This window comes from Streptomyces sp. NPDC020780 (genome assembly GCF_044334475.1).
Taxonomy (GTDB): domain Bacteria; phylum Actinomycetota; class Actinomycetes; order Streptomycetales; family Streptomycetaceae; genus Streptomyces.
Window position 1 is genome coordinate 318,762 of the sequence record NZ_JBIRTB010000008.1, and the last position, 23,763, is coordinate 342,524.

The following is a 23,763-nucleotide window of genomic DNA, read 5'->3' on the forward strand; positions in this document are numbered from 1 at the left end:
GACGCACCGGGCCGAACCCGACGGGCAGTACAGTGCATGCTCCGCCGTAGCCTTCCCTCGGTGCCACGAGGGAACGTGTCCACTGTGCACGGCTGTTGGCACCGCACCGTGCGTCGCGTAGCGGGTGCACACCGGGGCAGAGCGCAGGGAGATCGGGGAGAGCGATCATGGGTGAGGCTCTGAAAACCTTTGTCGGCGGTGCCGAGGTCGAGGTGCCGAACAGCATCCCGGCGATCCGTGCCGCGTTGCCCGAGGAGAGACGCGAGGAGTTCGACCAGGCGATCAACGACGCCGGCGTCCATGAGATCCAGGCCGTCATGCGGCACTGGATGCTCGAGTCCGTTCCCGATCCGGAGGCCGAGCAGATCCTGGACCGGCTGGCGCAGGACGAGGCCGAGAGGCGGAGCGTCGCTTGAGCTTCCGCATCTCCTACGCCCCACCCGCCGACGACACCCTGGCCAAGATGCGGGACGGCGACACGTTCCGCGACGAGATGGCGCGCACCCTGGGCCGGGACCCGTACGGCCACGCCTCGACCGCCGTCAAGCGTGAACGCGACCGGCGCGAGGCGACGGTCTACGGGGCGATCGTCCTCTACTACGTATCCGGATCCGTGCTGACAGTCACCGTCGTCAGACTCGTCCCACTGCCCTGAAACGGCAGTCGGCAAACGGCAGTCGGCTTTCACGGGCACTCACCTGCCGGGCCGTCAGGTGCGGTGCTGATGATGGTGGTCCGTGCAGCTGGCGATCGTACTCGCCCTGCGTGCCGTGGTACCGAAGCAGCGGATCACCCCAGCGCACACGGTCGCCTGTGCGTTCGGAATCACCGGCGTCGGTCTGCTGGCCCTCACGCCACACGCGGGTCTCGACGTGGCCGGAGTCGGTGCGGGGCTGCTGGGCGCCGTGAGCATGGCGAGCGGCATCGTGCTGACGAAGCGCTGGGGACGGCCGGCAGATGTGGCCTACTGACGTTCACGGGGTGGCAGCGGAGCTTCGGGGGGCTGTTCCTCCTGCCGGTGGCCCTGATCGGCGAGGGACTGCCCGGCGCGCTCAGCGAGCGCAATGTCGCGGGATTCGCCTATCTCGGCGTCGTCGGGGCGCTGTTCGCCTACGTGTTCCGGTTCCGTGGCGTGGAGCGGCTGCCGGCGCTGACCGTCTCCGTCCTCGGGTTCGCGTCCCCGCTCGCCGCGACGGCTCTCGGCTGCCTCGTACGGGGCGGAACGCTGTCCCCGGTACAGCTGGCAAGCGCGGTGGCGGTCGTCGCCGCCGTTCCTCCTCGCCGGGCCACGGACGGACAGGCGGAAGCGGACGGGGAGGCAGGCGCCGCCCGGCCCGCCCCTCGCCCCGTCCGGAAGATCAGCCGAGCTTCTTGACCTGGGCCGCGACCACGTCGGACGGCATGTCGAAATCGGCCTTCCCGCTGGCCACCACACCGAGGTTCACGGCGAAGAACGTCCCCACCGTGCCGCCCTGGCGGAGACTCACGAGCTTGAGCGGGGTCTTGGTGCCGTCCTGCTCAGCCCTCACCGTCCAGGCCACGTTCTCCTCGCCGCCCGACACCTTCTCCTCGGCCAGCTCGGCGATCTTCGTCTTGTCACCCTTGATCGTCACGGTGAAGCCGCCGGCGGCGCACGCGGCCGCGGAGTCGCGGAGCTCGGCCACGCTCTTCACGGCGCCGTCGCCCTCGTAGGAAGCGAGCGTCACCAGGGTCGACGTCACGTCGAAGGCGGCCTTCATGATGTCCTCGGGATCCGTGCCCGCACCCTTCTTGGGCTCCTGCACGACCTGCCGGCCCGCGGTGGCGACCGGGGTGCCGCGCTTCGCACCCGCATAGGCGAGCCCGAACGGTTCGCACTCCTCCTTGTCCACGGTGACGTCCTCGGGCCGCACGAGGTCCTTGGCACCCGCCTTCGTGACCTTGTGACCCGCCACGTCCCCCTGCTCCAGGGAGGCCTTCTCCAACTCGGCCGCGGTCAGCGCCTTGACCGCCGGCTCGGCCGAGCCGCTCCCGGCGCCCGACGCGGCACCGTCACCCTTGCCGGCGGAGCCGGAACCGGCGTCGGAGCCGCCGCATGCGGTGACGAGCAACGCCAGGGAAGCGGCGGTAGCGGCAAGGGTGGTACGGCGTACGGCAATGGCGCGCATGGTTCATCTCTCCGGCTGGAAGGAACAACAGCCCATCACCGTCGCCGAGTTCCTTCGTCCAGGGAGTGCTGTCGCAGTGCACGACACTCTACGATCGGACACCTGTCCGAGGGTCGCCGTGAACGGTCACGGGACGTGATCGTGATTCCTCCGTGATCCCCCGTCGAACAAGTACCTGCGGGCGCGCGAAACCGCAGCTTGAGGGCTGTCCCGCTGACGCCCGGCACGCCCATCCGGCCGGCCTCCGTGACCTCACCGCTGCCGGCCGTCGCGCCGTAGGGCGCCGGCCCGTCGACGCAGGCGGGGAAGCCGGGATCAGGGGGCGGGGCGCTGCGTCAGGTGGGCGAACGCGTCGAGGTTCCGGGTCGATTCGCCACGCTCCACCCGCCAGGCGTACTCCTTGCGGATCGCGCTCGCGAAGCCCAGTTCGAGGAGCGGGTTGAAGGCTCCGTCCGCCCCTTCCAGGACCGCTCCGAGCAGCCGGTCCAGCTCCTTCGGCGTGACCACGGACAGCGGGAGTCTGCCGACGAGGTAGATGTCGCCGAGGCTGTCGATGGCGTAACTCAGCCCGAACAACCGCAGATTGCGCTCAAGGAGCCAGCGGTGCACCGCGGCGTCGTTCTCGTCCGGGTGGCGGATGACGAAGGCGTTGAGGCTGAGGGAGTGCTTGCCGACGCGCAGGGAGCACGTCGTGGAGAGCTTCCGGGTGCCGGGCAGCGTGACGACGTAATTGCCCGGGCCGGGGCTCTCCCACGCGAGCTCCGCGTCGTTCAGCACTGCCTCGATGACCTGCGCCGCTGCTGCTTCCTCGGATACGTCAGCCATGGTCCGAGCGTACGACACGGGCTCGGAACCACGGCCAGGAACCGACCGTGCGCACCGGCGGCGGGAGCGGACGTCAGCCGCGGTGCGAGCGCGCGCGGCGCCGGTGGTCGTACATCGCCGACGTGTACACGTCGGCCGTCGCCGACGCCGCCGTGTCCCAGCCGAACGACTGGGCGTGCGCGGCGGCCGCCGCCCCCATCCGGTCGACCAGCTCCGGGCTGTCCGCGAACCGGCCGAGCGCGCGGGCGTACGCCTCCGGCTCGTGGCCCGGGATCAGGAAGCCGCTGACCCCGTCCCGCACCGCCACCGGCAGGCCGCCGACCGCCGCCGCCACCACCGGGGTACCGGCTGCCTGGGCCTCTATGGCGACGAGCCCGAAGGACTCGTTGTACGAGGGCATCACCAGCACGGACGCGGCCCGGAACCAGTCGGCGAGCAGGTCCTGGCCGACCGGCGGCTGGAACCGTACGACATCGGCTATGCCCAGCCGTGCGGCCAGCTTCTGCAGGCCCTCCGGCTTGGCGAGCCCGCTTCCGCTGGGGCCGCCGACCACCGGCACGAGGATGCGCGAGCGCAGCGACGGATCCCGTTCCAGGAGTACGGCGACGGCGCGCAGCAGCACGTCGGGGGCCTTCAGCGGCTGGATCCGGCCGGCGAAGAGGGGGATCAGGGCGTCCTGCGGCAGTCCGAGGCGGGCCCGGGCTGCGGCGCGGGCGGTCGTGGCCTCACCGGGGCGGAGCGGGCCGGAGCCCTGGGGGAAGGGTCGGAAGCGCTCCAGGTTGACGCCGGGGTGGACGACGGCGACCGCGGCCGGGTCGGCCTCGTAGAAGCGGACGAGTTCGTCCGCCTCGCCTGCGGTGTTGGCGATGAGCCGGTCGGCGGCGTGCACGATCTGCGTCTCACCGATGACCCGGGCCGCGGGCTCCGGGGTGTCGCCCTGGGCCAGGGCGGCGTTCTTGACCTTGGCCATGGTGTGCATGGCGTGGACGAGCGGAACGCCCCAGCGCTGGGCGGCGAGCCAGCCGACCTGGCCGGACAGCCAGTAATGGGAGTGGACGAGGTCGTAGTAACCGGGGCGCTGACCGGCCCAGGCCTGCATCACGCCGTGCGTGAAGGCGCAGAGCTGAGCGGGCAGCTCCTCCTTGGCCAGACCCTCGTACGGACCCGCGTCGACGTGGCGGACGAGGACACCGGGCGCCAGTTCCACCACCGGAGGCAGGGCCCCGGTGGTCGCGCGGGTGAAGACCTCCACCTCGATGCCGATCGCGGCGAGGCGCTCGGCCAGCTCCACGATGTAGACGTTCATGCCGCCCGCGTCGCCGGTGCCCGGCTGGTGCAGGGGAGAGGTGTGGACGGAGAGCATCGCGACGCGACGCGGCTTGCGGTGGCCGCCCGCCAGACCACTGGGGAGCCGGAGGCGGGGCGCCACACGGCCGCTGCCGAGCCGAGAGACGTACTGGCTCATGTGGTCTCCTCCTCGCTCGGGGCATGACAGGCAGGGGGCACACGACCCCGTCCAAGGGTCCGAACAGTGGAACCCGGTCGTTCATTTCCGTTTTGCCAAATCATTACGGTATGACCGGCGTGCACCCGGACCGCCTCCCGCCCTCGCCTTCCGCTCCACCTGAGCCGTCCGCCCCACCCGACCCGCCGCTCCCTCCTTCCCCGTCCGCCCCCTCTCCCCCGTCCGCCCCGTCCGCTCCCTCCCGCGCTTCGCCTACGCTCGCAGTCATGCACCAGCGCCCCATCGGCACCGCGACCCGCGGGACGACGAACCCCAACCGGCTGCGCCGCATGGACCGCTGGATCGCCGCCACCCACGGCCCCGCCCTGCGCCGCAGCGACTCCCCCGTCGCGGTGGACCTCGGCTACGGCGCGGCGCCCTGGACCGCCGTCGAACTGCTGGCACGGCTGCGTACCGCCGAGCCGCGCACGGCCGTCGTCGGCGTCGAGATCGACCCGGCGCGGGTCGCGGCCGCGAAGCCGTACGAGCGTGAGGGCCTCACCTTCGTCCACGGCGGCTTCGAGGTCCCCCTGCCCGGCCGCCCCGACCTCATCCGGGCCGCGAACGTACTGCGCCAGTACGACGAGGACGAGGTGAAGGCCGTCTGGCAGCGGCTGTGCGCGCGGCTCGCCCCCGGCGGGCTGCTCGTCGAGGGCACCTGTGACGAGATCGGGCGCCGGCACGTCTGGGTGGCGCTGGGACCGGAGGGGCCGCGCACGGTCACCTTCGCGACCCGGCTCGGCTCGCTGGCACGCCCCTCCGACCTCGCGGAACGCCTCCCCAAGGCCCTGATCCACCGCAATGTGCCGGGCGAACCCGTCCACGCCTTCCTGCGCGACCTCGACCGGGCCTGGGCGGCCGCGTCCCCGTACGCTTCGCTGGGTGCGCGCCAGCGCTGGATCGCGGCGGTCCGGGCCGTCTCCGCCGACTGGCCGCTGACGGACGACGTACGGCGTTGGCGGCAGGGCGAACTGACGGTGCGGTGGGCCGCGCTGCGGCCCGGTCCACCCCTCTGAACGCACGTCCGGCGAAGACCGTGCGGAAAACCGGCCCGATCCGGGAACACCGGGGGATCACCGTTCGTCTCCCTGTATGGCATGCCGGGCGGGACGGGCCTCTGTTGCTTTGCGGGACGACATGGCACGATCGCGTCGTCATCTGAACGTTACTGACGTTACGTCAGCTGGCCGTGCCCTGGCTTTCGCCGCCTTGCGCCCGGAGGGGGAGTTCGTGAACCGACGCCACTGTGCCGCCGCCGCGGTCACCCTGGTCTGTGCCCTGGCCGTGTTGACCGCTCCGGTCCAGGCGATGGCGGCTCCGGTCCCCGAACCGGTTCCGACCGCTCCCGCCGTTCCTTCCGCTCCTTCCGTTCCGGGGAAGAAGAGCCTGGAGGACGTGCGTGAGGAGATCGACACCCTCTATCGCAAGGCGGGCGCGGCCACGGACGCGTACAACCTCGCCGAGGAGCAGTCCAAGAAGCAGTCCGGCGAGATCGTCGCACTGACCAAGGCGATCGCCGACGGGCGGGCGAAGATCGCCGAACTGAAGAGCAGGGCCGGCGCCCAGGCTCGCGAGCAGTACCGCAGCGGCGGCCTGCCTCCGGGCGCCCAGCTGGTCCTCAGCGGGAACCCGGGCCTCTTCCTGGACGGGGTGAACCAGGTCAGGCAGAGCCAGCAGGCGACCAAGGGCCTCCTGGCCGAACTGACCCAGTCGCAGCAGGACTTGGAGACGTACACCGAGGACGCACGTCTCAACCGGAAGAAGCTCGAGTCCAACCGGCTCAAGCAGGCCGAGGCGAAGAAGAGCATCAACGCCCGGATAGCGGCGGCGAAGAAGCTCGAATCACGACTCGCGGCGGATGAGCGGGCCCGGCTCCTGCGTATGGAGCAGGACGCGGCCTCCACGGCGCAGTCCGCCTGGCTCTCCTCCGGGGCGCTCTCCGACATCGACCGCGAGGCGAGCGCGGCGGGCAGGCAGGCCGTGGCCTTCGCGACCGCCCAGATCGGCAAGCCCTACGTATGGGGAGCCGAGGGCCCGGGCTCGTACGACTGCTCCGGGCTGACCTCGCAGGCCTGGGCCGCGGCGAAGAGCCCCATTCCCCGGACCTCCCAGGAGCAGTGGCGGCAGCTGCCGCACATACCCGTCCAGGACATGCGGCCCGGCGACCTGATCATCTACCACAGCGATGCGAGCCACGTCGGCATGTACGTCGGTGACGGCTCCATCGTGCACGCGCCACGGCCCGGGAGGAACGTCACCCTGGCGGGCGCCGGCTCCATGCAGATCCTCGGCGTGGTCCGCCCGGACCGGTAAGGGCGCCCGCCGGGCGAGGTGGGTAGCCCCACCGGGCGGGCGGCGGAGTTACTGCCGGCGTCACCGGAGCGGTACGCCACGGATCGGGGTGGCACCGGTCGAGGTGGTACGACGACGGTGCCGCGGTTTCGCAGTCGCGTCGGCGCGGCGGCCGGGCGGCGCGCGTGATGTTTGTCATGGCCCGCCCACCCGCTCCGGGCCCGCGGATCGCGCCGGATCCATGGCAGGAAGCGGCTTATGGCCGCGCATACGACTGCTGCGGATCTTCGAGCGCCATTCCGTTCCCCTGCCGGAGACCGCTATCGTCCCCGTCTGGCGGGTCGTCGATCGTCGTCCCGCCGCACCCTCGGGGGGAGGGAAGGAAACCCGAACCGATGCCCGTACCCGTACCGCAGCAACGTGCCGCTTCCGCTGCGGAGGCCGCTCATGGCACCGACCTCACCGTCCTGGTGATCGAGGACGATCCTGCGGGCACCTTCACCGTTCCCGAGCTCCCGTCCGCCGCCGGGACGAGGATTCGCGTCCGGACGGCCCGCAACCTCACCGAGGCGACCCGGCTGCTCACCGACGACGTCGACTGCATCCTGCTCGACCTCGACCTGGCCCCGCCCTCCGGCGCACGCTCCGAGGGCGGGGAGGCCGAGGCGGGGCGTCCGGACGAGCTGGCCACCCTCCAGTACGTCCTGCGCATCGCTCCGCGCCACGCCGTCCTCGCCCTGACCGCCGCCGACGACGCCGAGCGGGCCGCGGAAGCCGTACGGGTGGGGGCCCAGGACTACCTCTTCCGCGGGGAACTCGACGGGCGCCTCCTCAGCCGCGCCATCCGGTACGCCGTGGAACGCAAGCGCGCGGACACCGCCCAGCACCAGCTCACCGAGTCCCGCCTGCGCGCCGAGGAGAACGCCCGGCTGGAACGGGGCCTGCTGCCCACCCCGCTCCTCGACGGCTCCGACCTGGGTTTCGCCGCTCTCTACCGGCCCGGCCGCAGCCGGGCCCTGCTCGGCGGGGACTTCTACGACACGGTCCGCACCCCTGACGGAACGGTGCACGCGATGATCGGCGACGTCTGCGGACACGGGCCGGACGAGGCGGCGCTCGGCGTCGAGCTCCGCATCGCCTGGCGGGCCCTGACCCTGGCCGGTCTCTGCGGAGACGAGCTCCTCTGCACCCTGCAGCAGGTCCTGGAGCACGAACGGCAGAGCGAGGAGATCTTCGCGACGCTCTGCACCGTGGACATCGCTCCCGACGGCCGACGGGCCGGGCTCTGCCTCGCGGGCCACCCCGCCCCCCTCATCGCCCGCCGGGGCCGGGCGGCCCATCTGCTCCCGAACGACGCCGGCGGCCCGGCTCTCGGCCTGCTGCCGCGCGCCCGGTGGCCGCGCCGCCAGGTCGAGCTGGGCGGGTCCTGGAGCCTGATGATGTACACCGACGGACTCATCGAGGGCCGCGTCGGAGCGGCGGGGACCCAGCGGCTCGGCCAGGACGGCATGGTCGCCCTGGTCGACGGCCAGCTGGACCAGGGGCTCGGTGGCGAAGCGCTGCTGGCGGCCGCGGTCACGCAGGTGCAGGAACTGAACGGCGGCGAGCTGACCGACGACGTGGCGGTCCTACTGCTGGAACGCGACGAGTCCCGCATACGCCGGAGGGGCGGAAGCGCCGCGCGCTCCCGCCCCGTCCCGGCCTCACCCGCGAGCGCTCAGCGCCCGCCGTTGTAGGGGCCGTAGGGCCCGTCGCTGCTGGAACCCCCGCGACGGCCGCCACCCGACACCGCCTTGAGCGCCGGTCGCACGTCCACCATGAAGACGATGGACGCGATCACGCCCGCGATCTGCAGGAACAGGATCGGGATGACGAGGTTCACGAAGACCGTGATCCCGAGGATGATCAGCCAGAAGGACTTCTTCTGCTTGTCCGCCGCCCGGTAGGCGTCCTCCCGCGCCGTCACCGCGAAGACCAGCGCGACCACGGCCAGGACGAGCATGGCCAGGTACAGCAGCTGGAGGATCGAGCCGAATGCTTCGAGCAACACGGTGAACACCGCCTAGTCAGTGGATGAGCGCCTCGCGGCCAAGGTACCGGGACAACGATCCGGCACACCCGAAGGTGCCCGGACCGTACCCGTTCACGCCCGCATCGCCCGTACTACTTCGCGGACGGCGGAGTGGTCTTCTTCGCCGCGGGCTTGCGGACCGGCGCCGGCTTGGCGGGCGCCGACTTCCGCGCGGACGCGGCGGGCGGGGCGGACGCTGCGGGCGAGGCCTTGGACTCGGCGGCCTTAGGCGCCGGCTTCCTGGCGGGCGCGGAGCCCGACGCCGACTCGCCCGCCACGTCGGACTTCTGCTTCGGCACCGGCTTCGGCTCCGCCTCGATGACGGTGGCGATCTCGACGATCTCGTCGGCGGTCTCACCCCGCCAGGTCCGCACGGACTGCTCACCGCGCTCGGCGACCTTCTCGTACGTCTCCCGGGCACGCACCGCGTACTCGGCGGCGACGCCCACGCTCCGCAGGGCGAGATCCTGAGCGGTCTCACCCAGCTTCTTCAGGTCCGTGTCCAGCGATCCGAAGACCTCGGTCACCTTCGCCTGGACGGTGGCCTGGGCCTCCCGGGCCTGCGAAGCGACCCGCTCCTGGACGGCCTTGGGGTCGGTGTTGCGCACCGCCTCGATGCGCTCGGGCGCCTCGGCCCGCAGCTGCTCGATCAGCGCCGGGACCTTGCGCGCCTGCTCCACCGCGAGACCGGCGGTGCCGGCGGCGAAGTAGAGGGGGGTGGGGTCGGTGAGGGTCTTACGCAGGTCATCGGTGATGGCCATGACTGTGGTCCTCCCGGATCATCAGAAGTCAGTTCTGGGGCGTGCCTGGCGTATCTGCATCACTGCCGCCGGCCGTGCGGGGGCCGCGGGCTTCCGTACCGGCGCCGCGCTCGTCGCCGGCACCGCCTTCCGCGTCGGGGTCGATTCTGCTCCCCGCGCCCGTGGCACCGGGGACCTCCGCGCCGGTGTCGGGCACGGCGTCGAAACCGTTCTCCTTGCGGAAGGAGTCGTAGATCTGCAGCAGTACGTTCTTCTGCCGCTCGTTGATCGACGGATCGGCCAATATGACCGCTCGCGTCTCCAGCTCCTCCCGCTCCCGCTCATCGAGGATCCCGGCCCGCACGTAGAGCGTCTCCGCCGAGATCCGCAGGGCCTTGGCGACCTGCTGCAGCACCTCGGCGCTCGGCTTGCGCAGCCCGCGCTCGATCTGGCTGAGGTACGGATTGGACACTCCGGCGGCGTCGGCGAGCTGCCGCAGGGAGAGCTGCGCGGTACGCCGCTGCTCACGCAGGTACTCGCCGAGATTGCCGACGTTGAGTGATGCCATACCCCGATGGTGCCCCACCCCTGCTAACTTTTGCAAGCGCCCGCTTGCAAAAGTGTTCCATGCCACCCGATGCCCCGGGTGAGCCGAGGCACGGGCCGGTGTCCGTTCCCGGCCTATCTGCGATTTCCCACCGGGTCGGGTCTGCAGTGTGGAGCGAACGGGTCCCGGACGACCTGCGCAGCGACCAGCCCACCAGAGCCACCTGCCCGCGACGGCAGTGCCCACCGCTCCGGCTGTCGGATGGCCTGGGAGATGACGACGGCCAGCGGGCGGACGCCCCACCTTGCCCGAGTTGCCAGGAAGGTGGGGCGCCAGGCGCGCCCATTGGTTCGTCGATTCACCAGGCGTATCCGCCTGCTCGTGGTTACCGAGGCTGGTAGGAGGTGGCTAGCACGGAGACGGTCACCTGACTGGGTAGGGAGCCGTGGCCGCTCAGGTCCGCGTTGGTCAGGTGACGTGCGCTCGGTGTCATCCCCACCAGGTCGATGGCTTCTTGCCTGGTCAGGGGCGTGGTGTATTCGACGTGGTGGGTACCGGCGGCCTGGAAGTAGGGGTCCAGCGCCTGTTGCAGGCGCTGTTCCTTGTCCGGGTCGGTCGTGACCATCGCGGGCACATGGCACCGTAGCTCGGCCAGGTGCCGCTCGATGGGGCGCACGACGATCAACCGGCCGGTCGGGCGGAGCACTCGGTGGAACTCGGACGGGTTGCGCGGGGCGAACACGTCCAGCACGACGTCGACCCCATGGTCCACCAAGGGGAAGGGGCGGAAGACGTCCCAGCTCGCCGCAGCGGCTCGCGGATGGGCTCGGGCTGCTGAGCGCAGGGCGCGTGCTGACGTGTCCAGCCCCAGGCCGCGGGTGCCGGGCAGTTGATCGAGTACGCCGGCCAGGTAGTAGCCGGTGCCGCACCCGATGTCTACGACCGTGCCTTGACCAGTCAGGGTGTCGGCTGTCATACGAGTCAGAGTCCGGTGGACAGGGGCGTACCTGCCGGTGGACAGGAACCGGTTTCGGGCCTGAACCATGGCTGCGTCGTCACCGCTGGTGGCGCGGATGCCCGTCAGCAGGCTGACGTAGCCCTGACGGGCGATGTCGAAGGTGTGGCCCGCCGGGCAGCGCAGTGAGCCACGGCCGGGTCGGAGACGGGCGCGGCACACCGGGCAGCGCAGCACGTCGAGAAATGGTACGAGGGCAGGGGGAAGCAACGCAGGCACGAGGCACTCCAGGCAACGGTGAAGGGAAGGGACCGTGCCTGCACGCGCTCTCAGAAGCCGCCGTCTTACGAGGACGAGGCCCGGCATCTCGCCGCCTCGGTGGGGGCGGCACAAGGAAGATGGATCACGTAACAGGCACGCCAAGGAGGGCGACGCCCTACGGCATCGCCCTCAACGCCTCGTGATTACAGAGCCTGGGTGTGCTGGGTCCACATGCCTACACCTTACGAGCCTTACCGAAAGCCCTTCGCCTCAGCAGTCAAGAGACTCGGCCCAGCGATCGGTCCCGTTCGAACTGCCCAGTCCCTGCAGGTCTGCAAAGTGACATCCATGGGGCTGGGTGAAGCTTCCCCTTGATCACGGACGCCTGGAGACCAGGGAGACGAGTTCCGCTCGGACCGGACGACGGGGAACTTCACCCCGGTGAGGTCTTCGGAGACGGCCCACAGCCGCTGCTGGACGGCCACGTCGTACGACGTCTGTGCTGCCCCGCCGCTGACCTGCGTGGCACTGGACAGGCCGGAACCTCTGTACGTCTCGCGCTCGGCCCGTGGAGGGGCCGGGGCACCCACGCTCGGGCCACTGCCCCTGACCCCTGCGGAGTCCGCGTCAACGCTCTTCCTCGGGTACGGGCGGGGGTGTCGGGCCGGTGCCACATCCCTTGATCTTGCCCGGAAGACCGTTCTGTTGGAGGCTGAGGCATGCAGAAACCGCCGACCTTCGTTCTTGTCCACGGGGCCTTCGCGAACTCGTTCTCGTTCGCGCCGCTGCAGGCCGAGCTCGCCCTCCTCGGGCACCGCTCGGCCGCGGTCGACCTTCCCGGGCACGGATTCGAGGCGACCTTTCCCGCGGCCTACCAGGCTCCCCAGATCCTCGACGCCCTCGCCGAAGAACCGGGAGGCATCAAGGGGGTCACGCTCGCCGACAACGCCGCCCGCGTGATCGACGTCCTCGAACGGGCCAAGAGGAACGGGCCCACCGTCCTCGTCGCCCACAGCAGGGGCGGCATCACGGCCACCGCCGTCGCCAACGCCCGGCCCGAGCTGATCGACCGGATCGTCTACGTCTCCGCCTGGTGCCCCGTCGATCTGGAAGTGAGCGGCTACTACGCCCAGCCGGAGATGGCGGACGTCGACGCGGGAGCCTTCGCCGGCGCGCTCGTCGGGAACCCGGCCGAACTCGGTCTGCTCCGGTGCAACTTCCGCACCGCCGACCCGGCGACGCTCGCGGCGTTCAAGCGCGCGTTCGCCGCCGACCTGACCGATGACGAGTTCCGGTCCTTCCTGAACACCTTCCAGCCCGACGAGAACCTCGACGCCGGAACGTCCACCGACCGGGCACAGGCCCCGACCTGGGGCCGGATTCCCAGGACCTACGTGCGCCTGGCCGCCGACGCCAGCGTTCCGCTCGCCGTGCAGGACCGCATGATTCGCGAAGCCGACGCGCTCACACCCGACAACCCCTTCGACGTCCGGACACTCGAGGGGAGTCACCTGCGCTGGCTCGTCCACCCGAAGCCCGCCGCCGAGCTGCTCGCGGATCTCGCGGTGCGCTGACACACCATCAGGCGCTCGGTCGTGCCACAGTGGGCGGACGGGCATCGCGCCCGGTACCCGCCCGTGGTGTTCCGGGCGCCCGAATGCCCTCCCGCGTTCCGACGTCGGTCAGTGCCCCAGCCACGACCACCGGAACCTGAGTATCAGCATCAATGTCAGTGCCCTGCCCTAAAGTCACCCGCGTGACTGAGCCCTCCTACCTCGCCGCCGTCCGGGAGTCCTACGACACCGTCGCCGCCGCCTACGCGAAACGCGTCAAGAGTCCGGCGGAACTGGACCCGTTGTCCCGCGCGATGCTGGCCACGTTCGCCGAAGTCGTGCGGGCGGCGGACCGGGGCCCGGTCGCGGACCTGGGCTGCGGTCCCGGCAAGGTCACGGCTCACCTGGCGGATCTGGGGGTCCCCGCGTTCGGTGTCGACCTGTCCCCGAGGATGACCGAAATCGCCCGGGCGGCCTATCCGCACCTGCGGTTCACGGTGGGGTCGATGACGGCGCTGGACCTTGCGGACGACGAGCTGGGCGGCATCCTGGCGTACTACTCCGCCCACCACACGCCGCCGGACCTGCTGCCGGGGGTGTTCGCCGAGTTCCAGCGCACACTCGCCCCCGGTGGCCACCTGATGCTGGCCGGCCACGTCGGGGACGACGAACACCTGCGCCCGACGCAGGGGTACGGCGGCCACCCGGTGTCGTACGGGTCCCACCTGCTGCCTCCGGACCGGATAGCCGGGCTGCTGGGACAGGCCGGGCTGACCGTCACCGCGCAGCTCGTGCAGGCGCCCGACGAGGGCGCCAAGCGGGCCGTCGCCACGTTCCTGGCACAGAAACCTGAATCCCCGGCGCCCCGTTGACCGGTGATGGGTCCGGCCATGACTCGGGGCATCGACCGCGTCGGAGCCCCCGGCCGGTCGAGCATGGCACGACCGGCGGACCGGACCACGGTGCGCCGTACTCGTCGGCGTCGGCCATCCCCGCCGTCGCCGCACCAGCTCGCATCCCGGCACCGCCGGCCGGGGTCCAGCGCCGGGTCAAGCCCGCGACCAGCGGGCTGCGGGCGGCCGCGGATCCCGAACGTCCGACCGCTGCCCCGAAGGCGACCGCTGCACCGGACAGCAGGCCTCCGCCGGGTGCCGATGAATACCCCCGGCCCTCCGGGGCCGCCTGCCAACGCACTGAGGATGAGGAACCCATGGAGCAGCTGCTGAGAGTCCAGAACTTCAACGTGTCCAGCGACGGCTTCGGTGCCGGGGAGAACCAGAGTCTCGAGAGACCGTTCGGCGACGCCGATCCCGGCGAGATGTTCGCCTGGGCCGGTGCCACGGCGAGCTGGCCCATGCGCACCGAGCCCGGTGGGAGCCGGGGTCTGGACGATTACATGACGCGGGACTACGCGCGCGACATCGGGGCCGAGATCATGGGCCGCAACAAATTCGGGCCCCAGCGTGGCCCCTGGAAGGACCTTGACTGGCGTGGCTGGTGGGGTGACGAGCCTCCGTTCCGCACCCCGGTGTTCGTCATGACCCACCACGAGCGCCCGTCGTTCACCCTCGCCGACACCACGTTCCACTTCGTCGACGCCGACCCCGCCACGGTCCTCGGCCAGGCGCGGGAAGCGGCTCAGGGAAAGGACGTCCGCCTGGGCGGCGGAGCCACCACCATCCGGGAGTTCCTCGACGCCGACCTCGTCGACACCCTGCACGTGGTGGTCTCCCCGGTGCGGCTGGGAGTGGGGTCCCGGCTCTGGGAGTCACCCGACGAACTGCTCGACCGGTTCCACCTCGATGTCGTGCCCAGCCCGAGCGGGGTGACGCACCACCTGTTCTGGCGGAAGTGAGAGGAGGAGCGCAGGGGAACCACCTCAGGTCGATGGGAAGGTGGGGACCGCAGGCTTCACTCCCACCTGGGCCGTTGCGGCCGGACGCAGTCCGCGACCTCCCGACGACCAGGCGTGCTGGCCCGTCCCGCCGTCGGGGGAGCTCTTCAGGTCAGCCCGTTCCTCAGCTGTACGAAGGCGAGTCCGGCCGCCGCCACCGCATCGCCGTACACCTGCGCGGCGGTCTCGCCCGCCTCGATCCGGCGCCAGTTCTCCTCGGCCAGGATGCGCAGGACCGCGACGATCTGCCCGGCGGCCAGGCGCGCCGCGACATCGGCGGAGGGGTCCAGAGCGCGGGCGAGGGCGGCCTCCGAGCGGCTCTGGTAGGCGTACAGCCGGGCGACGAGTGACGGGGTCCTGTAGAGCAGGCCGAGGAAGGCGAGCACCGCCGGGGTGTCGCAGAGGCCCGTCACCGGGTCGCGCCGTTCCAGGCCGTCCAGGAAGTGGCGGTGCAGCGCGTCCAGGGGGGAGGTGTTCCCCGCCCGGCCGGACACGACCCGCGCAGGCTCGTCCTCGTGGTCGGCGAACCGGTGCAGCACCAGGTCCTCCTTGGTGGGGAAGTACCGGAACAACGTCGGCTTGGAGATCTCGGCCGCCGCCGCCACCTCGGCCACGGAGACCTTGTCGAAGCCCCGCTCCAGGAAGAGGGAGATGGCGGTTTCGGAGACCGCCTGATACGTCCGCTGCTTCTTGCGCTCGCGCAGCCCGCCCGGCGCCCCGCGCCGCCCCCCGCCCGTGTCCCCGTTCATGTCCCCGTTCATGCCACCCGGCCCCTTCCGTACGAGCACGTCGATGTCGTCGAGTACCCGCTCGGGCCCGAACACGAACTCATGATCGACCTGACGGTCGTGGGCGGGGCCGTCCGGCTCGCTCATGCCCTCGGTGGCCGGCAGCCCCCTCAGCGCCGGATGCCGCACCGTGCTCGTCCCCTGACACCTCTGCGGTGACACGCCCTCCGCCTCGAGGGCCGCCGCGGGATCGCTCATGAGCAGTCACCCGAAGCCGCCTTCCCCAGTACCGCCCCTGACCACCATCCTAGGGAGACGTCGTGCCGACGCGGTAAGGCGTACGCGATGCGTAGAAGGGGAAGACCGCGGCTCGGCCTCGTGGTCGGGGCGCTCGGCCTCACCGGGTCCGGGGAAGATCCTCGGCCCGGGCCCACGGACTCGGGCGCCACGGCTCTCGGCCGCCGTCGGCCTCATCACCCGGACGACACCAGGCCTCCCGGGCACCCCGACGCCAGGCCACCCCGGCCACCGGGCCACCGGGCCACCCCAGAGACACCGGGGCACGGGGCCACCCCGGAGACACCCGGGCACCCGGACGCCGGGCCACACCGGCCACCCGGCCACCCGGCCACCCGCAGGAGTACGCGCCGGTTCGGGAGCGCCGCCCGGGCGTTCCCGAACCGGATCTTCGGACCAGGTCACGTGCGCACGGACCGCGCCCGCCCGTACGCGGGCAGCGCGCAGCGCGCGGCCCCCGCACCATCCCCGTCGTTCGCTCGCCCGGCCGCCCCCGCCGTCCGTCAGAACACGTCCGGGCACCACGCCCGCCGTGCCGTCCTGAACACCGCGTCCGCCCTGGCCGCCGCCTCCGGGCGGTGCTCCTCGATCCGCCCCAGCGCCGCCAGCCGCAGGGCGGACTCGTCGCCCAGGTACAGCGTGCCCAGCTCCCGCACGTCCAGCGCCAGGTCAGCGGTCCGGGTGGTCGGGGTGCAGGAGGCACCGGACGGCGAGGTCTCCAGCAGGTAGCGGCCGGAGGCCAGGCCCGCCCCGTCGTGAATGTCCAGGACCAGAGTGGCCTCGGCCGTGTACGTGCGCGCCTCCAGGGCCCGGGGGACGTCCAGGACCCGCAGCCACAGCCAGTCCGCCTGCGTCACGACGCGGGCGGCGCGCGGGTCCGGGAGGAGCAGAGGGAGCAGGTCGTCGGGGGCGCGGTAGCCGGTACGGACCGTGGTGATCCAGTCGATGGAGCAGACGAACCGCCACAGCGCGCGTTCCGCCGCCGGGGTCACCGCGATCAGGCCGGCCACCGTCGCCTTGTTCAGCGGCTGCTTCCGGTCGCCCCAGTTGTCGTCGGCGCGGTAGGTGACCAGCCCGTCCGTCTCCCCGTCCGCCGACCGGTGGACCGCGTGGAAGGGCTCCGTCCACCCCTCGTACGCCGGGACGTCCACCCCCGTGTTCCGCTGCCACCAGCGCTCGTCCCGGGAGACCACACCGTGCTGCCGGGCCGCGAGACGGCTGTGCAGTTCCGGACCCAGCTTGCGCACGTCGGCGCCCTCGACCAGTTCGATCCGGCCGCCGTCCTGCTCGGACGGGACCCGCTCGCGCGGATCGAGACCCGCCCGGGGCACGTCGATCTCCCACTCGGTGGCCCAGGACGCCGGGCCGAACCCGTACCGCCCGTAGATCGGGTACTCCGCCGCGATCAGCGAGGCGACCACGTCACCCCGCTCCTTCGCCGCCGCCAGGTCCGCCGCCATCATCCGGCCGAGCAGCCCGCGGCGGCGGTGCGTGGGCGTCACCGTCACGGCGGTGATCGCGTCCGCCGGCACGGTGGCGCCACCGACGACGGTCAGTTCCTGCGCGAACGACCGGAAGGTGGCCACACAGCGCCCGGCGTCGAACACCCCCTGCACACGGCCGAGATCGATGGTGGCCAGACGCACCGCGACCTCCTCGTCCGGCGCCGGGATCGACGAGCGCAGGAATCCCGTCCCCACAGCGCGGTACCAGTCGGGGAACTCGGCGGCGGACACGGTACGCGGATCGAGGCTCATGGGCTCACGCTAGGCACACGCCGCACGCTGTGTCGCGCTCTTTTCCGGCCGCCCGCAGGCTCTCAGAGCCTGTCGGATGACCTCCGACCGAGCGTCCACGCCCCGGCCCGCACGCGTCCCGCGTTGCCGACATGCCCACGTATCTCCGCTACGAGGGCGTTCCCGCGCCGTGGAATCGCCCGCGGCGGACCGCGTCCGCTTTCCGGTTCCAGGTCACCGACAGGCTCCTCAGAACGCCGCCCGGACCGCACCGACCTCCGCGCCGCCGCCCAGCAGCGGCGCCCTGCCGATGCGCGAGACGACCGGGGCGTCGACGCCGAGCAGGTCGAGCGACCGGGCCAGCACCGGTCCCAGGGCCCGCGTCGAACCGTCGTCGATCTTGAAGGCCAGCGCCCTGCCGTCCGCGAGCGCCACCGCCTGCACCGCCTCGGCCCCCATCTTGGACAGGGTGCCCGGCACCTCCCGCATCAGCCAGGTGTCCGGCCGCCGCGTGCCCGCCACGTACTCCGGGTGCGCACGCATCGCGTCGGCGACCCTCCGCTCCGCGCTGCCCGGCTCCGCCAGCACGAACGTACGGAACGCGCGGGCCAGGCCCACCAGCCCGATCGCCATCAGCGGAGCGCCGCAGCCGTCCGTGCCGACCGCCGCGACCGGCTCGCGCGCCGCCTCCGCCACGACCTGGCCGACCAGCAGCTGCAACGGGTGCGCCGGGTCGAGGTACGTCGCCGTGTCCCAGCCGTTGCGCACACAGACCGCGAGCATCGCCGCGTGCTTGCCGGAGCAGTTCATGGTGAGCGGTTCCCGCACCCGCCCGGCGGCGAGGTACGCCTCGGCCTCCACCGGGTCGAGCGGCAGGTCCGGCGGGGTCTGCAGGTCGTCCGGCTTCAGCCCGTGCTCGCCGAGCATCGTGCGCACGAGGTCGAGGTGGAAGTCCTCGCCCGAGTGGCTGGCGGCAGCCAGCGCCAGACGCTCGCCGGAGAGGTCGAGACCGGCCCGCAGGATCGCGGCGGCCTGCATCGGCTTGTTCGACGAGCGCGGGAAGACCGGGGCCGCCGGATCACCGAGCGCGAACTCCACGCTCCCGTCGGCGGCCAGCAGCACCAGCGATCCCCGGTGGTGCCCCTCGGTGAAGCCGGACCGGACGACCTCGGCCAGGACCGGGAGCGGGGCGGGCGCGGAGGATATGGAGGTCATGGTGGCTGGTGGCCTTCCGGGGGCGGGCGGAACCCGCCCCCGGAAGGATCGCTTCAGGCGAGCAGGTCGTCTACGTGTGCTTCCCCGTCACGGTACCTGCGGGTGATCTCCGCGCTGCAATCGTCAACGGTGTGCTGGAGCCGGTGACGGCGCCGGGACACCTGCCGCTCGTAGCGCACGAGCCGCCCCGTGGCCGTCAGCAGCTCTTCGTCCGTCCGGGCGTCGAGGTCCGACAGCCCGATCTCGGCAAGCGTGTCGGCGGCCAGCTGCCGGTACTCGTCGGTACGCGGCGTGGTGAGGGTGACGTGCCGTGCCGAGGAGCGGTGGACCGACGGCGTGTCCCGGAGGATCTCCGGGAGCCGGTCCACCACCGGCGACTGCGGGGCCGCCCGCCGGGCGAGTTCGGCCCGCAGGATGTCGATCCGGCCCTGCACCAGGCGGCGTACGTAACTCAGGTCCGCCTCGTCGCGCTGGGCGTCCCGTCGCAGGGTGCGCAGTTCCGGCAGGCGCAGCCCGCGGAATCCGGCCTGCGGCCGGGCCGCAGCCGGCCCTTCGCCCGCCCCGGTCTGCCCGGGCACGGACACCGGCGCGGGCAGCGGCCCGGACAGGGGCCCCGGCAGTGGTGCGGGCAGCGGACCCTGCGCGGGTGCGGTACCGGTCCGTTGCACCGGTGGCCGCACGGCACCGGCGGTACGCGTCACCGGTACGGCACCGGGTGATGGCCCGGTTCCCTGTGTACTCATGCTGTTCCGTCCCCTCGACCGGTGCGTCGGCACACCGACATCGTGCATGGTGCCACTACGCAGGGTGCTCACGCAGGTACTCTGTACCCGTTCGGCCCAAGATAGGTTGGTCTGTATGCGTGCAGTGATACAGAGAGTGGACGGCGCGACCGTCACCGTCCCCGGCCTCGCGGACGATCCGCAGGGGACCGGAACCGTCGGCGAGATCGTCGGCGAGGGGCTGTGTGTGCTGGTGGGGGTCACCCACGGGGACACCGTCCAGAAGGCGGCGCAGCTCGCCCGCAAGCTGTGGACCCTGCGGATCCTGGAGGGCGAGAAGTCCTGCTCGGACGTGAACGCCCCGCTCCTGGTGATCTCGCAGTTCACGCTCTACGGCGACGCCAGGAAGGGCCGCAGGCCCACCTGGAACGCCGCCGCCCCGGGCGAGGTCGCCGAACCGCTCGTCGACGAGGTGGTGGCGCAGCTGCGCGCCCTGGGCGCCCGGGTGGAGACGGGCAGGTTCGGAGCGCAGATGCGCGTCTCGCTCACGAACCAGGGCCCGTTCACCGTACTCGTCGAGGTCTGAGGGCTGTCCGGTGGACCCGCGCCGTGGGCGGGCTACGGCTCGACGACCGTCTCCTGGGCCGCGGCGGTGTCCCCGGCGATCAGCTCCGCGTCCACGGCCACGTTCCGCTTGACCAGGGCCAGGGCGATGGGTCCCAGCTCGTGGTGGCGGGCCGAGGTGGTGACGAAGCCGAGCTGGCGGCCCTCCGCACCGTCCGCGGCGAGCCGGACCGGCGTGCCGTGGCCGGGCAGGTGCACCTCGCTGCCGTCCAGGTGCAGGAAGACCAGCCGGCGCGGCGGCTTCCCCAGGTTGTGGACACGGGCGACCGTCTCCTGCCCCCGGTAGCAGCCCTTCTGGAGGTGGACGGCGGTGCCGATCCAGCCCAGCTCGTGCGGGATGGTCCGGTGGTCGGTCTCGAAGCCGAGCCGCGGGCGGTGCGCCTCGACCCGCAGCGCCTCGTAGGCCAGGATGCCCGCCACCGGGCCGTGCGCGGCGGCGTACTCCTCCAGAGAGGCGCGCTCCAGGAAGAGGTCCCGGCCGTGCGCCGTCTCCCGTACGGCGATGCCGTCCGGGGCCTCGGCGATGGATCCGGCCGGCAGGTGCACGACGGCGAAGTCCTCGGTGCGGTCGGCGACTTCGACCCGGTAGAAGAACTTCATCGACTCCAGGTACGCGATCAGCTCGCCCTGCGTCCCCGGTTCGACGTGCATCCACACCGTCGTCCCGTCGTCCACGAGGTAGAGGGCGTGCTCGATGTGACCGGTGGCGGAGAGGATCAGCGCCTCGGTCGCCCGGTGGGGGGCGAGGTCGCTGACGTGCTGGGTGAGCAGCAGGTGGAGCCAGGTCAGCCGGTCGTCGCCGGTGACCGTGACGACTCCGCGGTGCGAGAGGTCGACCAGGCCGTTGCCCTCGGCCAGGGCGCGTTGCTCACGGAACAGGTCGCCGTAGTGCGCGGCGACGCCTTCGTCGCGCCCCTCGGCGGGGACGGCGCCGGGCAGGGACAGCAAGGGGCTCTTCATGCGACCAAGCGTACGACTCGTCTCACAGCGTGTCCGACTCGCTGTGCCGCCCACCGCCGGGCTCCTCCGCGGGGCCTGGACCGGGTGCCTCCGCGCCGGCGGACCGGGACGCCTTCGCCGTGCAGCCGGCGCAGCGCCCGAAGATCGCGAAGTGCTTCATGTCGGTCTCGAAGCCGAACGTGTCACGGAGCTTGGCGGTGAAGTCGGCGACCACGTCGACGTCCGCCTCGATGACGTCCGCGCAGTCACGGCAGACCAGGTGGATGTGGTGGTGGCGGTCGGCCAGATGGTACGTGGGCGCCCCGTGTCCCAGGTGGGCGTGGCTGACGAGCCCGAGCTCCTCCAGGAGCTCCAGGGTCCGGTAGACCGTGGAGATGTTGACGCCCGACGCGGTCCTGCGCACCTCGCAGAGGATGTCGTCGGGGGTCGCGTGCTCCAGCGTGTCGACGGCCTCCAGGACGAGCTGGCGCTGAGGCGTCAGCCGGTAACCACGCCGGCGAAGATCGGTCTTCCAGTCGGTGCTCACCACGGGCCCAGTGTAGGGCGGGCGGCGCCCCGGCCGGGGCGCCGTCGCGGGAGCTCCTACTTGAAGAACGCGATGCCGTCGTCGGGCATGTCGCCGAGGCTCTTCGCCATAGCGGCGACCTCCTCGGGGGTGACGACCTTCTTGAGGTGCGCCGACATGTACGGTCGCAGCTCGACGTCGGGGGTGGCCTTCTCCCCGACCCACATCAGGTCGCTGTTCACGTAGCCGTAGAGCCGCTTGCCTCCGCTGTACGGGCCGGAGGCCGCGGTGCGGGCCACCGCGTCGGTGACCACGTCGATCTGCGGCTTCTGCTTCGCCAGCTCGCCGTACCAGACCTCGACGACGCCCTGGTCGCGGACCATGACGATCTCGACCTTGCGGTCCTTGCCGACGCGCCAGTAGCCGGACTCGGACTCCAGCGGCCTGACCTGGTTGCCGTCGGCGTCCAGCACCCAGGAGTGCGAGACGTACTCGAGGAAGTCCCGGCCGTCGTGGCGGAAGGTGACCTCCTGGCCGAAGTTGCACTTCTCGGCCCCGGGGAAGTCGGAGACGCCCGCACCCGCCCAGTTGCCGAGGAGGAAGGCCAGCGGTACGAGGTCCGGGTGGAGGTCGGACGGAATCTCGATCATGAACGGCTCAGACGATCTGTGAGGGTGTACGGGAGGTGTTCGGCGAGGGTCAGCGCTGGCCCTGGTACAGCTTCTTCACGGTCAGGCCGGCGAAGGCGAGCACGCCGACGCAGACCAGGACCAGCAGGGCGGAGAAGAAAGCCTCAAGCACGGGAGCTCCTCGATACGAACGACGTGACGGCGGTACGCGGCCGGGCCTCCAGCCTAATGGGTGGAGGCCCGGGGCGACGGCCCGGGGTTTCCCGGGCGCGGTCCGCCCGGCCCTGCGGCCCCCGGCCCCGGACGGCGACCTCGGGGGCGAACCCGGCCGGTCCGCGGGCTCCCCGGAGAGGGGCCCGGCCAGGCGATTACAGTTCCGTCCATGTCCAAGAAGCTCGTCATCAAGGTGACCGCCGGGGCCGATTCCGCCGAGCGCTGCTCACAGGCCTTCACCGTGGCGGCCGTGGCCGTCGCCAGCGGGGTCGAGGTCTCGCTCTGGCTGACCGGCGAATCCGCCTGGTTCGCCCTGCCCGGGCGGGCCGCCGAGTTCGAACTGCCGCACTCCGCGCCGCTGCCCGATCTCATCGAGTCGATCCAGGCGGGCGGGCGGATCACGCTCTGCACCCAGTGCGCGGCACGGCGCGGCATCACGGAGAAGGACGTCCTGAAGGACGTACGGATCGCCGGCGCCCAGGTGTTCGTGCAGGAGGCCATGGCGCAGGACACGCAGGCGCTCGTCTACTGATCCGGGCGTCCCGGCCGGCGGCGGGCCGCCTCAGGGGCGGCGGCGGCGTTTCCTGCCGTCGAGCTCGTCCCACCACTCGTCCGACACCGGGTCACCGGTGGGGGTGAGCCCGCCCTCGCCGGGTCCGGCGCCGCTCGGGCGGGACTTCGCGCCGCCGGGTCGGGGGTCCGCGGTGGGCGCAGGGGGCGGGGGGTCCGGCGGGGGGTCGTCCCACCAGCGGTCGTCCGGGCCCCGGCGGTTGGCCACGATCGCCGCGACGGGCGGAATGACCATGGCGACCACACACATCGCCACGGCCGCGGGAATCGACCACAGACGCACGAAAGCCCAGGCGGAGACGAAGAGGACGAGGCATCCGCCCATCATCAGGAAGTAGGCACGTCGGCGCCGGGCGTACATGCTTCCAGGTTAGGACCGGAGCACGGAGGGCCGCACCCCGATCAGGTGGCGTCCAACCCCCTGGGGTGCGGCCCTCCGGCCGTATGCGCGCCGGACTACACGGCGATGGCCACCTCGGCGAGGCCGCCGGTCTGCGCCACGACCGTACGGTCGGCGGTGCCGCCCGGCACCAGGGCGCGGAGCGTCCAGGTGCCCTCGGCCGCGTAGAAGCGGAACTGTCCGGTCGCCGAGGTCGGGACCTCCGCGGTGAACTCGCCGGTCGAGTCCAGCAGCCGCACGTACCCGGTGACGGGCTCGCCGTCACGGGTCACGCTGCCCTGGATCGTCGTCTCGCCGGGCTTGATCGTCGAAGCGTCCGGGCCGCCGGCCTGTGCTCCACACATGGTGTTCTGTCCTTCTGGTCGGGGTCCTGCG

The 23,763-nt window shown here is 71.9% G+C and carries 28 protein-coding genes; 12 read left to right on the forward strand and 16 right to left on the reverse strand.

All coding sequences use genetic code 11. The annotated features are described in order from the left end of the window. The first annotated feature begins 167 nt into the window (after positions 1 to 167). From ACH4VO_RS18055 to ACH4VO_RS18070, 4 genes are all read left to right on the forward strand, one after another. On the forward strand, positions 168 to 416 hold the full coding sequence (locus ACH4VO_RS18055) for a hypothetical protein (RefSeq protein WP_069171399.1): 249 nt from the start codon (positions 168 to 170) through the stop codon (positions 414 to 416). After that, complete coding sequence (locus ACH4VO_RS18060) at positions 413 to 655, forward strand: hypothetical protein (RefSeq protein ID WP_360985674.1); 243 nt, start codon at positions 413 to 415, stop codon at positions 653 to 655. The genes ACH4VO_RS18055 and ACH4VO_RS18060 overlap by 4 nt, the downstream gene beginning before the upstream one ends. Before the next feature lie 82 nt (positions 656 to 737). Further along, positions 738 to 971 (forward strand): hypothetical protein, encoded by a 234-nt coding sequence (locus ACH4VO_RS18065; protein ID WP_398440959.1) that lies wholly within the window; start codon positions 738 to 740, stop codon positions 969 to 971. Positions 972 to 1,018: 47 nt separating this feature from the next. Continuing rightward, positions 1,019 to 1,375 carry an EamA family transporter gene (locus tag ACH4VO_RS18070; protein ID WP_398440960.1) on the forward strand — a complete coding sequence of 119 codons (357 nt, stop codon included), beginning with the start codon at positions 1,019 to 1,021 and terminating at the stop codon, positions 1,373 to 1,375. Here the strand turns inward: ACH4VO_RS18070 and ACH4VO_RS18075 are convergent. From ACH4VO_RS18075 to mshA, 3 genes are all read right to left on the reverse strand, one after another. Further along, positions 1,359 to 2,147 (reverse strand): hypothetical protein, encoded by a 789-nt coding sequence (locus ACH4VO_RS18075; protein ID WP_360985677.1) that lies wholly within the window; start codon positions 2,145 to 2,147, stop codon positions 1,359 to 1,361. The two genes, ACH4VO_RS18070 and ACH4VO_RS18075, sit on opposite strands and share 17 nt — an antisense overlap. A 315-nt stretch (positions 2,148 to 2,462) precedes the next feature. Continuing rightward, on the reverse strand, positions 2,463 to 2,972 hold the full coding sequence (locus ACH4VO_RS18080) for a YbjN domain-containing protein (protein ID WP_360985680.1): 510 nt from the start codon (positions 2,970 to 2,972) through the stop codon (positions 2,463 to 2,465). A 73-nt stretch (positions 2,973 to 3,045) separates the two neighbouring features. After that, positions 3,046 to 4,437 carry a D-inositol-3-phosphate glycosyltransferase gene (gene mshA, locus ACH4VO_RS18085; RefSeq protein WP_360985683.1) on the reverse strand — a complete coding sequence of 464 codons (1,392 nt, stop codon included), beginning with the start codon at positions 4,435 to 4,437 and terminating at the stop codon, positions 3,046 to 3,048. A 266-nt stretch (positions 4,438 to 4,703) separates the two neighbouring features. On the opposite strand from mshA, the gene ACH4VO_RS18090 reads away from it, so the two are divergent. The 3 genes from ACH4VO_RS18090 to ACH4VO_RS18100 all read left to right on the forward strand — a co-directional run bounded on the left by ACH4VO_RS18090 (position 4,704) and on the right by ACH4VO_RS18100 (position 8,504). After that, a complete protein-coding gene (locus ACH4VO_RS18090; protein ID WP_360985686.1) occupies positions 4,704 to 5,492 on the forward strand; it encodes a class I SAM-dependent methyltransferase in 789 nt (262 codons plus the stop codon). A gap of 214 nt (positions 5,493 to 5,706) precedes the next feature. Further along, positions 5,707 to 6,789 (forward strand): NlpC/P60 family protein, encoded by a 1,083-nt coding sequence (locus ACH4VO_RS18095; RefSeq protein ID WP_360985689.1) that lies wholly within the window; start codon positions 5,707 to 5,709, stop codon positions 6,787 to 6,789. A 374-nt stretch (positions 6,790 to 7,163) separates the two neighbouring features. Beyond that, a complete protein-coding gene (locus ACH4VO_RS18100) occupies positions 7,164 to 8,504 on the forward strand; it encodes a fused response regulator/phosphatase (protein WP_360985692.1) in 1,341 nt (446 codons plus the stop codon). Here the strand turns inward: ACH4VO_RS18100 and ACH4VO_RS18105 are convergent. From ACH4VO_RS18105 to ACH4VO_RS18120, 4 genes are all read right to left on the reverse strand, one after another. Next, a complete protein-coding gene (locus ACH4VO_RS18105; protein ID WP_069172085.1) occupies positions 8,486 to 8,818 on the reverse strand; it encodes a DUF2516 family protein in 333 nt (110 codons plus the stop codon). The two genes, ACH4VO_RS18100 and ACH4VO_RS18105, sit on opposite strands and share 19 nt — an antisense overlap. Positions 8,819 to 8,931: 113 nt before the next feature. Continuing rightward, positions 8,932 to 9,600 carry a hypothetical protein gene (locus tag ACH4VO_RS18110; RefSeq protein WP_360985695.1) on the reverse strand — a complete coding sequence of 223 codons (669 nt, stop codon included), beginning with the start codon at positions 9,598 to 9,600 and terminating at the stop codon, positions 8,932 to 8,934. A gap of 28 nt (positions 9,601 to 9,628) precedes the next feature. Then, positions 9,629 to 10,147 (reverse strand): helix-turn-helix transcriptional regulator, encoded by a 519-nt coding sequence (locus tag ACH4VO_RS18115; RefSeq protein ID WP_360985698.1) that lies wholly within the window; start codon positions 10,145 to 10,147, stop codon positions 9,629 to 9,631. Between the two features lie 364 nt (positions 10,148 to 10,511). Continuing rightward, complete coding sequence (locus ACH4VO_RS18120) at positions 10,512 to 11,360, reverse strand: putative RNA methyltransferase (RefSeq protein WP_360985701.1); 849 nt, start codon at positions 11,358 to 11,360, stop codon at positions 10,512 to 10,514. Positions 11,361 to 12,061: 701 nt separating this feature from the next. Between ACH4VO_RS18120 and ACH4VO_RS18125 the strand changes: the two genes are divergently transcribed. The 3 genes from ACH4VO_RS18125 to ACH4VO_RS18135 all read left to right on the forward strand — a co-directional run bounded on the left by ACH4VO_RS18125 (position 12,062) and on the right by ACH4VO_RS18135 (position 14,750). Next, positions 12,062 to 12,916, forward strand: a complete 855-nt coding sequence (locus ACH4VO_RS18125) for an alpha/beta fold hydrolase (protein WP_360985704.1) — start codon at positions 12,062 to 12,064, stop codon at positions 12,914 to 12,916. 182 nt (positions 12,917 to 13,098) lie between these two features. Next, on the forward strand, positions 13,099 to 13,767 hold the full coding sequence (locus ACH4VO_RS18130; RefSeq protein ID WP_360985707.1) for a class I SAM-dependent methyltransferase: 669 nt from the start codon (positions 13,099 to 13,101) through the stop codon (positions 13,765 to 13,767). A gap of 338 nt (positions 13,768 to 14,105) precedes the next feature. Next, entirely contained in the window at positions 14,106 to 14,750 is a 645-nt protein-coding gene (locus ACH4VO_RS18135; protein ID WP_360985710.1) for a dihydrofolate reductase family protein, read from the forward strand. Positions 14,751 to 14,896: 146 nt separating this feature from the next. Here the strand turns inward: ACH4VO_RS18135 and ACH4VO_RS18140 are convergent, their stop codons facing one another. The 4 genes from ACH4VO_RS18140 to ACH4VO_RS18155 form a co-directional block, all read right to left on the reverse strand. Further along, a complete protein-coding gene (locus tag ACH4VO_RS18140) occupies positions 14,897 to 15,538 on the reverse strand; it encodes a TetR/AcrR family transcriptional regulator (protein WP_398440969.1) in 642 nt (213 codons plus the stop codon). Between the two features lie 779 nt (positions 15,539 to 16,317). Next, complete coding sequence (locus tag ACH4VO_RS18145) at positions 16,318 to 17,571, reverse strand: GNAT family N-acetyltransferase (RefSeq protein ID WP_360985713.1); 1,254 nt, start codon at positions 17,569 to 17,571, stop codon at positions 16,318 to 16,320. A 228-nt stretch (positions 17,572 to 17,799) separates the two neighbouring features. Continuing rightward, on the reverse strand, positions 17,800 to 18,765 hold the full coding sequence (locus ACH4VO_RS18150; RefSeq protein ID WP_360985716.1) for an asparaginase: 966 nt from the start codon (positions 18,763 to 18,765) through the stop codon (positions 17,800 to 17,802). A gap of 53 nt (positions 18,766 to 18,818) precedes the next feature. Further along, positions 18,819 to 19,508 (reverse strand): ABC transporter substrate-binding protein, encoded by a 690-nt coding sequence (locus tag ACH4VO_RS18155; protein WP_360985719.1) that lies wholly within the window; start codon positions 19,506 to 19,508, stop codon positions 18,819 to 18,821. A gap of 115 nt (positions 19,509 to 19,623) precedes the next feature. Between ACH4VO_RS18155 and dtd the strand changes: the two genes are divergently transcribed. After that, on the forward strand, positions 19,624 to 20,073 hold the full coding sequence (gene dtd, locus ACH4VO_RS18160; protein ID WP_360985722.1) for a D-aminoacyl-tRNA deacylase: 450 nt from the start codon (positions 19,624 to 19,626) through the stop codon (positions 20,071 to 20,073). Between the two features lie 32 nt (positions 20,074 to 20,105). On the opposite strand, the gene ACH4VO_RS18165 is transcribed toward dtd, so the two are convergent. From ACH4VO_RS18165 to ACH4VO_RS18175, 3 genes are read right to left on the reverse strand one after another with little or no spacing between them, the layout of a single operon-like run. Next, positions 20,106 to 21,071, reverse strand: coding sequence for a folate-binding protein (locus ACH4VO_RS18165; protein ID WP_360985725.1), 966 nt, complete (start codon positions 21,069 to 21,071; stop codon positions 20,106 to 20,108). 22 nt (positions 21,072 to 21,093) lie between these two features. Next, the gene (locus tag ACH4VO_RS18170) at positions 21,094 to 21,600 is read right to left on the reverse strand and encodes a transcriptional repressor (RefSeq protein WP_360985728.1); all 507 of its coding nucleotides are present in this window, start codon (positions 21,598 to 21,600) and stop codon (positions 21,094 to 21,096) included. A 53-nt stretch (positions 21,601 to 21,653) separates the two neighbouring features. Beyond that, entirely contained in the window at positions 21,654 to 22,226 is a 573-nt protein-coding gene (locus tag ACH4VO_RS18175) for an FABP family protein (protein ID WP_360985731.1), read from the reverse strand. A 361-nt stretch (positions 22,227 to 22,587) separates the two neighbouring features. On the opposite strand from ACH4VO_RS18175, the gene ACH4VO_RS18180 reads away from it, so the two are divergent. Next, positions 22,588 to 22,950, forward strand: coding sequence for a DsrE family protein (locus tag ACH4VO_RS18180; RefSeq protein ID WP_360985734.1), 363 nt, complete (start codon positions 22,588 to 22,590; stop codon positions 22,948 to 22,950). 30 nt (positions 22,951 to 22,980) lie between these two features. Here ACH4VO_RS18180 and ACH4VO_RS18185 read toward each other — a convergent pair whose 3' ends face one another. After that, positions 22,981 to 23,349, reverse strand: coding sequence for a DUF3099 domain-containing protein (locus tag ACH4VO_RS18185; RefSeq protein ID WP_360985737.1), 369 nt, complete (start codon positions 23,347 to 23,349; stop codon positions 22,981 to 22,983). A 95-nt stretch (positions 23,350 to 23,444) separates the two neighbouring features. Next, positions 23,445 to 23,732 carry a DUF1416 domain-containing protein gene (locus ACH4VO_RS18190; protein ID WP_014154938.1) on the reverse strand — a complete coding sequence of 96 codons (288 nt, stop codon included), beginning with the start codon at positions 23,730 to 23,732 and terminating at the stop codon, positions 23,445 to 23,447. Between the last annotated feature and the right edge of the window lie 31 nt (positions 23,733 to 23,763).

Excerpts from the sequence above, each read along its gene's own strand:
- ACH4VO_RS18100 (WP_360985692.1), top strand. The coding sequence starts at position 7,164 with ATGCCCGTACCCGTACCGCAGCAACGTGCCGCTTCCGCTGCGGAGGCC.
- ACH4VO_RS18075 (WP_360985677.1), bottom strand. The coding sequence starts at position 2,147 with ATGCGCGCCATTGCCGTACGCCGTACCACCCTTGCCGCTACCGCCGCT.
- ACH4VO_RS18190 (WP_014154938.1), bottom strand. The coding sequence starts at position 23,732 with ATGTGTGGAGCACAGGCCGGCGGCCCGGACGCTTCGACGATCAAGCCC.
- ACH4VO_RS18125 (WP_360985704.1), top strand. The coding sequence starts at position 12,062 with ATGCAGAAACCGCCGACCTTCGTTCTTGTCCACGGGGCCTTCGCGAAC.
- dtd (WP_360985722.1), top strand. The coding sequence starts at position 19,624 with ATGCGTGCAGTGATACAGAGAGTGGACGGCGCGACCGTCACCGTCCCC.
- ACH4VO_RS18165 (WP_360985725.1), bottom strand. The coding sequence starts at position 21,071 with ATGAAGAGCCCCTTGCTGTCCCTGCCCGGCGCCGTCCCCGCCGAGGGG.
- ACH4VO_RS18145 (WP_360985713.1), bottom strand. The coding sequence starts at position 17,571 with ATGAGCCTCGATCCGCGTACCGTGTCCGCCGCCGAGTTCCCCGACTGG.
- mshA (WP_360985683.1), bottom strand. The coding sequence starts at position 4,437 with ATGAGCCAGTACGTCTCTCGGCTCGGCAGCGGCCGTGTGGCGCCCCGC.
- ACH4VO_RS18150 (WP_360985716.1), bottom strand. The coding sequence starts at position 18,765 with ATGACCTCCATATCCTCCGCGCCCGCCCCGCTCCCGGTCCTGGCCGAG.
- ACH4VO_RS18185 (WP_360985737.1), bottom strand. The coding sequence starts at position 23,349 with ATGTACGCCCGGCGCCGACGTGCCTACTTCCTGATGATGGGCGGATGC.
- ACH4VO_RS18090 (WP_360985686.1), top strand. The coding sequence starts at position 4,704 with ATGCACCAGCGCCCCATCGGCACCGCGACCCGCGGGACGACGAACCCC.
- ACH4VO_RS18080 (WP_360985680.1), bottom strand. The coding sequence starts at position 2,972 with ATGGCTGACGTATCCGAGGAAGCAGCAGCGGCGCAGGTCATCGAGGCA.
- ACH4VO_RS18135 (WP_360985710.1), top strand. The coding sequence starts at position 14,106 with ATGGAGCAGCTGCTGAGAGTCCAGAACTTCAACGTGTCCAGCGACGGC.
- ACH4VO_RS18175 (WP_360985731.1), bottom strand. The coding sequence starts at position 22,226 with ATGATCGAGATTCCGTCCGACCTCCACCCGGACCTCGTACCGCTGGCC.
- ACH4VO_RS18140 (WP_398440969.1), bottom strand. The coding sequence starts at position 15,538 with ATGAACGGGGACACGGGCGGGGGGCGGCGCGGGGCGCCGGGCGGGCTG.
- ACH4VO_RS18155 (WP_360985719.1), bottom strand. The coding sequence starts at position 19,508 with ATGAGTACACAGGGAACCGGGCCATCACCCGGTGCCGTACCGGTGACG.
- ACH4VO_RS18180 (WP_360985734.1), top strand. The coding sequence starts at position 22,588 with ATGTCCAAGAAGCTCGTCATCAAGGTGACCGCCGGGGCCGATTCCGCC.
- ACH4VO_RS18115 (WP_360985698.1), bottom strand. The coding sequence starts at position 10,147 with ATGGCATCACTCAACGTCGGCAATCTCGGCGAGTACCTGCGTGAGCAG.
- ACH4VO_RS18110 (WP_360985695.1), bottom strand. The coding sequence starts at position 9,600 with ATGGCCATCACCGATGACCTGCGTAAGACCCTCACCGACCCCACCCCC.
- ACH4VO_RS18055 (WP_069171399.1), top strand. The coding sequence starts at position 168 with ATGGGTGAGGCTCTGAAAACCTTTGTCGGCGGTGCCGAGGTCGAGGTG.